This window comes from Candidatus Dadabacteria bacterium (assembly GCA_026705445.1).
Taxonomy (GTDB): Bacteria; Desulfobacterota_D; UBA1144; order Nemesobacterales; family Nemesobacteraceae; genus Nemesobacter.
In genome coordinates, this window is record JAPPAR010000022.1 from 1 (window position 1) to 11998 (window position 11998).

The window sequence follows — 11998 nt, forward strand, 5'->3', positions numbered from 1 at the left end:
AGCTCGGCCAACGTTATTTTTAAGCTGCTTGAGATCTTCAATCCTAAAAGCGCCAAGGCCAAGCCGTCAAAAGGCAAGAATGACGGTCTCATATCTGGAAGTTCTGAGTTATTAGGGTTTAAAGTGATAAACGACGAGAGGACAAATTCCATAATAGTGATTGCCGACCCGAGGGATCTTCCCCTGATAAAGGAGACGATCGCTGTTTTGGACATCGAGAGCGAGCACGCAGAACAGGACGTTTACGTTATACCGGTTAAAAATGCCGATGCTGAGCAGATAATCGAAGTTCTGGGAAATCTGTTTGCGGAGGGGAAAGGAGGCGTAGTGTCTTCAGTTTCCTACCAGGATCAGACGCGGCAATCCGGCAGAACCGGCCAGCCTTCAAGTCGTCTCGGAGAGGGGAAAGTGGGCGGTAGCGGAGGTGTCGGTGGTTTAGGTTCCCAAGGCGGGAACATCCAGAGGGGAGGGAGCGAGCAGACCGGTTCTTCAGTCATAGTGTCTTCGGGCGATGGGCTTAAGATAACTTCGGACCCGGCGACAAATTCCATCATAGTGATCGGTTCTCTCACGCAGTACAGAATGGTCAAGCAGATAGTGGATAAGCTTGACGTAAGGAGAAGGCAGGTGTTCGTGGAAGCTGCCATACTCGAGGTGGGCCTTGATAACCTTAATGCGCTGGGAACCAATTTCGGTCTCGGCGTTACAATCGAGGGCGACAACCTAGGTTTTATCGGACAGCAGCTGCCGGGCATCCCAAGTCTTCTCGGAGTTGCGGCTGATCCCACAATTGCAACTGCTTCCATAGGCAGTCTCTCGGGGCTCTTTCTCGGAGTGGTAGGAGAGGAAGTTGACCCCGACGGTTCGGGTCCGCTTCCGTCTCTTCCTTCGTTCTCCGCGGTGTTTCAGGCGCTGAGTTCCGTGACCGACGTCAATGTTCTTTCAACCCCGAGTATTATTACAACCGACAACGAACCGGCCGAGATAGTGGTGGCTGACGTAATACCGTTTCCGATGGGTAGCACTGTTGGAACAAGCGGCGTTACAGTTCAGACGATCGAGAGATTGCCGGTAGGAATAAGGCTCAGCATCACCCCTCAGATAAGCGAAGGAGAATACCTTAACCTTGACATAGTGACCGAGGTTTCCTCTACCCGAGAGGCGCCCGCGGGACTTAACACCGCCCAGTTCGGCATTGCGACTACAACAAGAAGTGCCGATTCGTCGGTTATAGTCAAAAATGGGCAGACCCTCGTTATAGGTGGGCTGGTTCAGGACAGAGAAGAGGTGCTCCACAACAAAACACCTCTGCTCGGAGATATTCCGCTGATTGGAAACCTGTTCAGGTTCAAGCGCAATCAGAACAGGAAGCTTAACCTGATGATACTTCTTACCCCAAGGATAGTTGAGACGGAAAGCGATATGAAGCAGTTGCTTATGGATTACCAGAGAAGAAAGACCTTGCTTCATAGAAGGGATCTGAATACGCTTGAGTAGGGAAGTTTTTAGAAAATGAAGGCCCTTGACGAAATAATAGGCAGGCGTTACCCCGAGGTTATGGGGAGGATTGAAGAGCTTAAAGGGAAAAACGGTCGGAACACAGAAGACATACTGCTTAAAACTGACTTACTCAAAGACTCCCCGGCTCTAGATGTTCTTTCCGAGTTTTACGGAGTCGAAAAAGTCGAATCGATTCCCGAAGACGATATAGATTATGAACTGATAAAACAGTTTCCGATCAGCTTCGCGAAGAGATTCAGAATACTCCCTATAAGCAAAGACAACGGAACGCTCAAAGTCGTATTCGCACCGCCTCAAGAGCTCTATGCCCTTGACGAGGTCCGCTCCCGCTTTAACTGCTCGCTTGAAACTTACATTACCCTTGAGCGCGTGCTGACCGACAGCATTAACAGGGTTTACGAGCAGGGCAAAGACGTTGTGTCAGAGGATATAAACGAAGGTTCGGGACTCTCCGACATGGAGTTTACCGAGCCCCAGGATCTGATTGAGGCCGAAGATGAAGCTCCGATCATAAAATTCATAAACACGCTTCTTTTTCAGGCGGTAAGGGAGCACGCAAGCGATATTCACATAGAGTGTTTCGAAAAAGAAGTGCTGGTACGGTTCAGAAAGGACGGCATTCTGCACGACGTGACGAAAGTTCCGAAGACAGTTCAGTCTTCGGTGATCTCACGTGTGAAGATCATGTCTGAACTTGATATAGCCGAGAGAAGAAAGCCTCAGGATGGAAGCATAAGGCTGAAGATCGGAGGAAGGGATATCGACGTAAGGGTTTCGACGGTTCCCACCTCATGGGGAGAGAGCGTGGTAATGAGGCTGCTTTACAGGTCTTCGGTGCTGATGAGCTTCGAGCAGTTGGGTCTTGAAGGAAAAAAACTCGAGACGGTGGAATCCCTTATCAAACGTCCTCACGGGATCATTCTCGTTACGGGACCCACGGGAAGCGGAAAGACAACAAGCCTCTATGCTGCCCTGCAGAGAATCAATCTTCCCGACAAGAAAATAATCACTATAGAAGACCCGGTTGAATACCAGATACAGGGAATTAACCAGATCCAAGCCAACACCAAGGTCGATCTTACGTTCGCAAACGGACTTCGCTCAATACTCAGGCAGGACCCCGACGTTATACTAGTCGGGGAAATAAGGGACAGGGAAACTGCCGATATTTCCATGAACGCTTCACTCACTGGGCATCTCGTATTTTCCACGCTGCATACCAATGACTCGGTAAGCGCCGTGACTAGGCTTGCCGATATGGGAGTGGAGTCCTTTCTTATAGCTTCTACCCTCTCAGCGGTCATAGCCCAGAGACTTGTCAGGATTCTTTGCATGCAGTGCAGAGAGCGGTACGTGCCGATTGATGAGGAGATCGGTCGTATAGGACTTGCTTGCGAGGCCTGTCCAGAAGGAAAGATATACAGAGCCAAGGGATGCCAAGAGTGCATGGGGACGGGATTTTCGGGAAGAATAGCGATTTTTGAGATACTGCTTATCGATGATGAACTCAAAAACACTATTCTTACACACCCGGATTCTTCAACGCTTAAGGAAAAAGCCCTGAGAAACGGACTCATTACCCTTAGAATGGACGGTGCCGACAAAGTCGCAAAAGGCATAACGTCAATTGACGAAGTGCTCAGGGTTACGGAAGAGGAGCTGGCGGAGAGCTAGACCGCGGCTATCTTTAACATCGGTATTTCAAATGCCTGTTTATAACTATAAAGCCATCAACGACAAGGGCGAATCGATAAAGGGAGTTATCAGCGCGGAATCGGTCAAGATCGCAAGCGACAAGCTCAGAAAAGGCGGCATCTATCTTTCCTCTATAAAGGAGGCGAGTGGATCTCGCCGCTCGTCGGTGAGCCTTCCGTGGAACAGGGTGAGCATCTCGGAACTTGCCGTTATGACAAGACAGTTCTCAACCCTGATTTCATCAGGCCTTCCTCTTGAGACCTCACTTGTGGCCCTTTACGAGCAGACTGATGACCAGAAACTCAAGGGAATTCTCTCTCAGGTGCGAAGCCGGGTGAGTGAAGGCAGTTCTCTTCACGCCGCACTTGAGGAGCACAAAGGGGCTTTCTCTGATCTTTACGTGAGCATGGTTCGTGCCGGCGAGGCTAGCGGCACTCTTGAAGTCGTCCTCGACCGTCTTGCGGATTTCCTTGAAAAGCAGCTCGAACTGACTTCGAAGATCAGGGGTGCCATGATATATCCGGCGATAATGTTTGTCGTCGGGCTCGGGGTACTGGTTTTCATGATGACTTTCGTAATTCCCAAAGTCGCCGGTATATTCGAGGCCAGTAACAAGGCTTTGCCGTTTGTTACCGTAATGCTTATAGGTGCAAGTGATTTTCTCAGGGAGAATTTTGTCCTTCTGCTGGTTTTCTTGGCCGTAGTATTGTTTTTTGGACACAGGTACGTAAAAACTCCTTCCGGAAGGAAGGTCTACGACAGGTTTTCCCTGAGGATTCCAGTGTTCGGGAAAATGTCTTCAAAAGTGATGATTTCCCGTTTCACAAGAACGCTTGCCACGCTACTTTCAAGTGGCATTCCTCTTCTTGAGTCCATCAGGGTGAGCGAATCAGTTATGGGAAACAGTCTTTATGTTGACAATATAAGGGATGTTCGGGTCAAGGTTGCAGAGGGAGCGGCGTTCGGAGGTTGCCTTGGGCAGACCGGGATTTTCCCTCCCCTGATGGTGAGAATGGTGTCTGTGGGCGAGGAGGCGGGTAAAATGGAAGTCATGCTGTCGAAAGTGGCCGATATGTATGATACCGAGGTCGACGGCATGCTTGCCACGCTGACTTCCCTTCTTGAGCCGGTAATGATACTGATTATGGGCGTCGTGATGGGTTTTATAGTTTTTGCTATACTTTTACCTGTGTTGAATCTAACTTCTGTAATAAGCTGAACAGGGAGGTAGAGAAAAATGAGATCCCAGATGGGTTTTACTCTGATTGAAATTATGGTGGTCGTGCTTATCATAGCGGGGCTTGCCTACATAGTGGGAACGAACGTGATAGGTCAGGGAGAGAGGGCAAAGGAAAAACAGGCCATGATTCAGATCAAGCAGTTTGAGCAGGCGCTCCAGCTGTTTAAGTTTGATAACGGTTTTTATCCTGAAACCCAGCAGGGGCTACGCGTTCTGGTCGAACCGGTAACGGTGGGCAGGGAGGCCAAGAGGTGGAGACGTTATCTTGAATCCGCGAGCGTTCCACTTGATCCTTGGGGGAACGAGTTTGTGTATTTCGGGGTCGATCAGACCGAGGACGGATTGTACTATATAAGGTCTAACGGTCCGGATGGGATAGGGAATTCAGACGATGATCTGTCCAACAGAGACAGATGAGAAAAAAATCCGCTGGTTTTACCTTAATTGAACTCATTGTGGTCGTTTTTCTGCTCGGAGCTTTTTTCTCCGTGGCCATGCCCAGAGTCCTCAAAACGAGTGACATGAACCTTCGCAGTGCTTCAAGAGGGCTTGTCACTACGATAAGGCATATTTACAGCAAAGCCATTTTTGAAAAACGGATATACAAGCTTTCTTTCGATATCAATACCGGGGAATACTGGGCAGAATTTCTTGAGGAAAACCAGTTCCGCTTGGAAGAGGATTCCACATCTGGATTCAGAAAGCTTCCCAGCGGGGTTTTTTTCAGCGATATACAGACGGAGAGAACCCAAGGAAAGATTGGTTCCGGAAGAGACGCATTTATACTTTTTCTGCCGACGGGGATTGTTGACTCGGCGGTTATTCACCTGCGAACTGGTGAGGACAATTTTTTCACGCTCTCCACAAACCCCTACACTGGGGCCACTAAGATTTTTGACGAGTACGTCGAATTTAACAACCGGTTTCAGAACCTGGCGGAACGGTAGGGAGAGGACTGTATGAAGGCCTCGAAAAGCAGCATTTGCGGATTTACGTTGCTCGAAGTCATGGTTGCCGTGGGATTACTTGCCTTCGCGATGGTGTCAATCCTCGGCATTGTAGGTCACAATGTAAATCTTGCTACAAGGTCTACCAACTACCTGATAGCCACAAGTCTGGCCGATGACATAGCTTCACGGATCGACGCTGAAGGGCTCACGTCGGACTCGAAGAGAAGCGGGAAATTTGAAAATTATCCCGGTTTTGAATGGTATCTCACAGTTTCCCCTTACAACTTAACCCAATTCGAAGCAAAAATGACCATTATCAGTGTTCTTATAACTTGGGACGACGGGGAGGAAAGCTATGAAATCAGCTTCGTCGATTCGGGATGATAAAAGCGGTTTCACCCTTATAGAGGTTCTTATCGTCGTCGCCATAACGGTCATCGTGCTCACGATGCTCTATAGTTCCTTTTCCCAGCTTATAACAGTCAAACGCAGGGTTGAGGCGGAAAACGAATTGATCCAGGAAGCGAATACTATCCTGCTTAAAATGCGCCATGACCTGGTAAATGCTTTTCCCAGAGGGAGCATCAATTCCGAGGTTTCTTCTCCTTCCGCGTATAGCTACTTTACCGGGAGACTCGAAGGGGATAACAGCAGAATAGTATTCACCTCTTTTGCGAAGGACCCCACCCATTATTCCACCCAATCCGGCCAGAGCGAGATCTCCTACTATCTGGTTCCGCTCCGCGGAGAGCGCGAAGATATGTTTGCCCTTATGAGGAAGGATAATTACTGGATCGGAAATGATGAGGCTGGAGCCGCATATCCGATTTCGGAAAGGGTGCTGAGTTTCAGGGTGAATTTTCTTTCCGGACGATCCCCGGCATCGGCTAACGAGCAAGAGGTGTGGGAGTGGAATTCGTCAGTAATGCGAGGATTTCCAAAGGCGGTTCAAGTCCAGATCATTCTTTTGGGAGCAGGAGATCAGGAGGAGGCTTATTCCATGATTGTTGCTATACCGGTGGCTGACTGAATGCGCAGAGCAGATCCGAAAACAGCGCAGAAAGGAATAGTACTTGTTATCGTTGTCATAACGATTGCAATACTTTCCACAATCGTGATTGATTTCATATACTCGACCCGTGTGAGTTACGAAATTTCCGCGAACAGCTCAAGCGATGTCCAGGCAAGACATATTGCGAAATCAGGGGTGAGAGTCGTGCGGGGGGTGCTGAGAAAGAAAACGCCGGAGGACCTGCCCTTGCTGCAGGGGATCCTTGGGCAGGCAATAAGCTCAGAAAACGGTTCCGGTGGCTGGAAGCTTTCCATCATCTCTTTTCCCATTGGAGAAGGAAACATATCTCTTCAAGTTGTAGACGAGAGATCGAAGGTCAATCTCAATGCTCTTGTGGACCAGAGATCGGGCCGGGTGGATTTTCAGGTCCGAACGCAGCTAAATGAACTTTTCCGCTTTCTCGGGGTGGAGACGGACAAGGCCGATCTCTTCGTGGCAAGTCTGGTGAACTGGCTTGACGGGGCGGCGCCGGGTAGCGGAAACGATCAGGATCCCGATGGAGCCGGTGGGAACTATTACGCAAAACTTGATAATCCTTATTATATCAAGGACGGACTGCTTGACAGCGTTGAGGAAATTAGGATGATTGAGGGGATGGATAAGGATTTCTTTTTCCAGGTCAAAGACTATCTCACCGTATATCCTAAAGACAAGAAGGTGAATTTCAGCACCGCTTCAAAAACGGTGATAATGGCTACCATTAAGGCTGCGGGGGTCTCGGTCAACGAGAGGCAGAACGATCCCCGGGAGATAAAAGACAGCCTAGTCGGGAGGATGGCCGACGAGATAATCCTTCGCAGGAGCACCAAGAGAGTCATATCTGCCAGCGAGACCACGAAAATCTTAAAGGGAGTGGATTCCAGTCTAAAGATAAGCTCCGGCATTTCGGGAGTGGTTCTTAAGGGCGGGAAAAGTGATGTCTACACCGCTGTTTCCACGGGTATAGTGGGAGAGCAAATTCCCGTTACAAGGCAGGTTCAGGCCGTTATCCGTAAAGACCTGAAAAAGAAAAATTCGTATCCGACCGTGGCGTCTTGGAGAGAAAGATAAAAGCCGAAGTGGCGGAATAGGCAGACGCGCAGGATTCAGGATCCTGTGGGCATTGCGCCCGTGGGGGTTCGACTCCCCCCTTCGGCAGAGCATAAAAAAAGGGGTGCCTTTTCGAAGGACACCCCTTTTTTATCAGCTTTTTTCCTGCTTATACGTCATAATAAAGCATGAACTCATACGGTACGGGCCTCAACCTGATCGGGTTGATTTCATTTTCCGTTTTGTAGTCAATCCATGTCTCGATTACGTCCTCTGTGAAGACTCCTCCTTTGAGCAGAAACTCGTGGTCATCTTCAAGGGCTTTAACGGCCTCTTCAAGCGAACCTGGTACGGAGGGAACGCTTGCTAGCTCCTCGGGCCCCAGAGCATAGATATCCTTATCCAGCGGATCTCCCGGCTTGATCTTGTTTTCGATTCCGTCAAGTCCAGCCATCAACATAGCGGAAAACGTCAGGTAACCGTTGCATGAAGGATCCGGGAACCTGGTCTCTATTCTCTTTGCCTTGGGGCTGGGAGAATACATGGGGATCCTTACCGCAGCACTTCTGTTTCTCGCCGAATAGGCGAGGTTAACAGGAGCTTCGAACCCGGGAACGAGCCTTCTGTATGAATTCGTTATCGGGTTGCTGAATGCACATATGGCCCTCGCATGCTTCAATATTCCGCCTACATAATGCATCGCAAGGTCGCTCAGTCCCGCGTACCCCTTTCCTGCGAAAAGAGGCTTTCCGTTTTTCCACAGGGACTGGTGAACATGCATTCCGGAACCATTGTCGTCGAAGACGGGTTTCGGCATGAAAGTGACCGTTTTCCCGTGTTCCCGGGCAACGTTCTTTACCACGTACTTGTACCATTTCATGTTGTCTCCCATGTCGACCAGCGGGGCGAAACGCATATCGATTTCAGCCTGCCCCGATGTCGCAACCTCGTGGTGATGGGCTTCGACGGAAATACCAAGGCTTAGAAGCGTGCTTACCATTTCGGAGCGTATGTCGTGCATGCTGTCTGAAGGAGGCGTTGGAAAGTAGCCCTCCTTGTGCCTGAGCTTGTGACCGAGGTTCGGCTGCTCATCAGCCCCGGAATTCCAGATGCCTTCCTCCGAATCTATGAAGTAGTAACCACCACGTGGACTCTGATCGTATCTTACATCGTCAAGAATGAAGAATTCCAGTTCTGGACCGAAGTAGGCGGTGTCTGCGACCTTTGTACCCTGCATGAAGGAAACAGCTTTTCTCGCTATGTTTCTCGGGTCTCTGGTATAAGGTTCCCTTGTTATGGGATCCTCAATATTACATATTATGACGAGAGTCTGGGCCTGCATGAAAGGATCGACCTTGCAGGTGGTGGAATCCGGCATAATGAGCATATCGCTTGTGTTAATCGCCTGCCATCCCCTGATGCTTGAACCGTCAAAACCAAGGCCGTTTTCAAAAAACGACTTGTCAACTTCCTCCGCCGGTATGGTGAAGTGCTGCCACATTCCTATAAAATCAAGAAATCTGAGATCGACAAACTCGATCTCGTAATCTTTTATGAATTTTATTACTTCAGCCGGCTTCTTCGGAGAAGCGGGCTGACCCGACTTAGTAGCCATGATTAATAATCCTCCTTAATGCAATTGTTTCCAGAGAAAAGTTTCTTTGGTGCGAGCGCTAATTATATAGCATCCTCGCCCCTTTCTCCAGTTCTAATTCTTATTACGTCTTCGGCCGGGAACAGGAATATCTTTCCGTCTCCTATCTTTCCGGTTTTCGCGCTTTCCCTTATGGTCTCGATTACCTTGGAGACCATATCGTCGGAAACCACTATTTCCAGCTTTATCTTAGGTAAGAAGTCAATGACGTATTCTGCACCCCTGTAAAGTTCCGTATGACCTTTCTGACGGCCGAACCCCTTTACCTCGACAACTGTCAGACCCTGAATTCCTATCTCCCTGAGAGCCTCCTTTACGTCCTCCAGTTTGAACGGTTTGATAATGGCCTCTATCTTCTTCATGGTGGTAAAATCCTCCTACGCTTATTATTCAACTACAATTAAAGTATCAAAAAATATACCATTTCTTTTGTTTCTAAGTGAACTGGTTCTTAAAATAGAGGCATAGAATAACTGTTTCTTTTGCGAAGGGGAAGTTTTTTGTTTTATAACTAATTCTTATAATTAAATATTTTTCAGAATCCGAGGTCGACCCGATTTATATTTCTGTTCGTAAAAAAATCTCTTTTTCCCGCGAACGGTGTTTCAGATTTTTCCGACGATGCACGTTTATTGTGCATAACATCTTAAAATTTAATCACTCCTGCGGCGATGTTGATTTTGAATGTTGTTAATGATATTTTCTCCCAATGACTCACCGAAAACTTGGCTATGAGTTCAAAGATCCCTCTCTGCTTGAAACGGCGCTTACCCACAGTTCATATGCAAACGAGTTTTCATGTCCCAGCAACGAGAGACTTGAGTTCCTCGGAGATGCTCTGCTTGGATGCATGGTTAGTGTACTGCTTTACGAAAAATACCCTTCATACACCGAGGGAGATCTCTCAAAGATCAGAAGCCGGGTGGTAAGCGGTGCGAATTTTGCGAAATACGCCGAGATGCTAGGACTGGGAGAGCAGATAAGGCTTGGAAAGGGAGAAGAAAGCACCGGGGGGAGAGAAAGAGAGTCAAACAACGCAAATGCCTTTGAGGCACTCATAGGAGCGCTGTATCTTGATGCGGGCTACGAGAAAACTTTCGAGGTTGTGTCTCGACTGTTTCAAGACGCTGTTGAGGAAGACGATTTTCCCCATGACAGCAAGACGCAGCTTCAGGAAGTTTCCCAGAGCGTCTTCGGAAAGACGCCCGAGTACAGGGTTCTGAGCGAAGAAGGTCCCCCGCATGAAAGGACTTTCACAGTGGAGGTAAGAATTTCTTCCGACCTGGCGGGTACGGGCAAGGGCAGAAGCAAGAGACAGTCCGAGCAGTCCGCGGCGCGCGATGCGCTCAGGAAGCTTGGGTATTAGGTCTTAATTCCTTTCTATTTCCAGGTCGTTTATCTTTTTTGACAGGGTGTTTCTGTTTATCCCCAGTATTGCTGCCGCCTGTTTCATGTTTCCGTCAGTTTTTGCGAGAATGACTTTGATTAACTGTTTTTCAACTTTCCCGATTACTTGCTCGTGGATGTTCTGCAGGGACAAGTCAGAATTTTCTACCATCATGCGAACAAGCTCTTCGGTTTTCCTATCCGTCGTTTCCGTTTCTCCGTAGCCGGTTTGCGAATCGACAGCTTCTTTTGTCTCCTCACCGCTTACTATGCTGTCGGGAGTTAAAACCAGAAGACGTTTTATAGTGTTTTCAAGTTCTCTTACGTTTCCGGGCCAACTGTGGCTGATCAGTAACTGCTCCGCTTCGGGGGAGAGCACCTTTTTCTCGGTGCCGAATTCAGCGGAGTATTTATTCAAAAAATGTCGAACCAGCTCCTTTATATCCTCTTTTCTTTTCCTGAGAGGGGGTAGGTTTATGCTTATGACGTTTAGCCTGTAAAACAGGTCCTCTCTGAAAGAACCTTCCGTGACAGCATCTCTTAGGTTTTTATTTGTGCTTGCGATTATTCTGGGGTCAACGGAGACCGGTTTTTCACTGCCGAGCCTGTAGATCTGTTTTTCCTCGATGGCCCTTAGGAGCTTTGACTGCAGGTCGGTTGAAAGTTCCCCTATTTCGTCTATGTGAAGGGTTCCGCCGTCGGCTTCTTCAAATCTTCCCTTCTTCAAGGTGATGGCGCCGGTGAATGCCCCTTTTTCGTATCCGAACAGTTCACTTTCGATAAGTTCCTTGGGGATCGCGGATATATTTACGGATACCAGTCTTTTCTTTCTTCTCGGACTGTTGTAATGGATGGCTCTTGCGATAAGCTCTTTCCCGGTGCCGCTTTCCCCTGTTATCAGCACGGTGATGTTTTTGGAGGCGGTGCGACCGATAAGCTTGTATACGTTCAGCATGTCGGGTGAACTGCCGACTATTTCTTCGAACGAAATATTCTCCTCGGAATCCTGAGACAGCCTTATTTCTCTCTCGGCTTCGTAGTTCTTTATGGCCCGCTCGGCAAAGAGTTTTACCTCTTCGAGGTCAAACGGCTTGGTCAGATAGTCATAGGCCCCAAGCTGTATTGAATCTATGGCGTTGCTGACGGTATTCTGCGCGGTAATGAATATTATTGGCGAGTCAATTTCTCTGTTTCTAAGCTGGTTGAGAACTTCAAACCCGTTCATATCCGGCATGTTTATGTCAAGAAGAATCAGGGAGTATGGATCCTCGCATGCTTTTCGGACGGCGTCTTTTCCGTTCTCGGCACACTCGACTTCAAAGCCCGATTTCTTAAGGGATGTCTCGAGTATCCACCTGATGTCCTCTTCGTCGTCGGCTATTAGGATACGATTCTTCATGATCTGGTTTCTCCAGCCGCCAGGTCGCGATTGCGTTGCCTGTTCCCAAGAA

At 48.5% G+C, this 11998-nt stretch carries 12 protein-coding genes and 1 tRNA gene; 10 read left to right on the forward strand and 3 right to left on the reverse strand.

All coding sequences use genetic code 11. From position 1 onward, the window contains the following. The 9 genes from OXG75_05495 to OXG75_05535 all read left to right on the forward strand — a co-directional run. Positions 1-1497: hypothetical protein (locus OXG75_05495; protein MCY3625427.1), on the forward strand; the 1497-nt coding region annotated here is incomplete at its 5' end. Between the two features lie 15 nt (positions 1498-1512). Continuing rightward, the gene (gspE, locus tag OXG75_05500) at positions 1513-3195 is read left to right on the forward strand and encodes a type II secretion system ATPase GspE (protein ID MCY3625428.1); all 1683 of its coding nucleotides are present in this window, start codon (positions 1513-1515) and stop codon (positions 3193-3195) included. Between the two features lie 31 nt (positions 3196-3226). Further along, positions 3227-4435, forward strand: a complete 1209-nt coding sequence (gspF, locus tag OXG75_05505) for a type II secretion system inner membrane protein GspF (GenBank protein ID MCY3625429.1) — start codon at positions 3227-3229, stop codon at positions 4433-4435. 18 nt (positions 4436-4453) lie between these two features. Then, complete coding sequence (gene gspG / locus OXG75_05510) at positions 4454-4873, forward strand: type II secretion system major pseudopilin GspG (protein MCY3625430.1); 420 nt, start codon at positions 4454-4456, stop codon at positions 4871-4873. Continuing rightward, positions 4870-5403: a type II secretion system protein gene (locus tag OXG75_05515; protein MCY3625431.1), complete on the forward strand. Its 534-nt coding sequence runs from the start codon at positions 4870-4872 to the stop codon at positions 5401-5403. The genes gspG and OXG75_05515 overlap by 4 nt, the downstream gene beginning before the upstream one ends. A gap of 12 nt (positions 5404-5415) precedes the next feature. Further along, positions 5416-5790, forward strand: coding sequence for a prepilin-type N-terminal cleavage/methylation domain-containing protein (locus OXG75_05520; GenBank protein ID MCY3625432.1), 375 nt, complete (start codon positions 5416-5418; stop codon positions 5788-5790). Then, positions 5762-6436, forward strand: a complete 675-nt coding sequence (locus tag OXG75_05525) for a prepilin-type N-terminal cleavage/methylation domain-containing protein (GenBank protein ID MCY3625433.1) — start codon at positions 5762-5764, stop codon at positions 6434-6436. The genes OXG75_05520 and OXG75_05525 overlap by 29 nt, the downstream gene beginning before the upstream one ends. After that, positions 6437-7528, forward strand: a complete 1092-nt coding sequence (locus OXG75_05530; protein ID MCY3625434.1) for a type II secretion system protein GspK — start codon at positions 6437-6439, stop codon at positions 7526-7528. It begins immediately after the preceding gene. Positions 7529-7530: 2 nt separating this feature from the next. Beyond that, positions 7531-7615, forward strand: a tRNA-Leu gene (locus tag OXG75_05535). Between the two features lie 61 nt (positions 7616-7676). Here the strand turns inward: OXG75_05535 and glnA are convergent. Together glnA and OXG75_05545 are read right to left on the reverse strand one after the other, a co-directional pair. After that, positions 7677-9122, reverse strand: a complete 1446-nt coding sequence (glnA, locus tag OXG75_05540) for a type I glutamate--ammonia ligase (GenBank protein ID MCY3625435.1) — start codon at positions 9120-9122, stop codon at positions 7677-7679. A 62-nt stretch (positions 9123-9184) separates the two neighbouring features. Further along, positions 9185-9523, reverse strand: a complete 339-nt coding sequence (locus tag OXG75_05545) for a P-II family nitrogen regulator (protein ID MCY3625436.1) — start codon at positions 9521-9523, stop codon at positions 9185-9187. A 347-nt stretch (positions 9524-9870) separates the two neighbouring features. Between OXG75_05545 and rnc the strand changes: the two genes are divergently transcribed. After that, a complete protein-coding gene (rnc, locus tag OXG75_05550; protein ID MCY3625437.1) occupies positions 9871-10527 on the forward strand; it encodes a ribonuclease III in 657 nt (218 codons plus the stop codon). 3 nt (positions 10528-10530) lie between these two features. Here rnc and OXG75_05555 read toward each other — a convergent pair whose 3' ends face one another. Next, positions 10531-11946: a sigma-54 dependent transcriptional regulator gene (locus OXG75_05555; protein MCY3625438.1), complete on the reverse strand. Its 1416-nt coding sequence runs from the start codon at positions 11944-11946 to the stop codon at positions 10531-10533. Positions 11947-11998 lie beyond the last annotated feature (52 nt).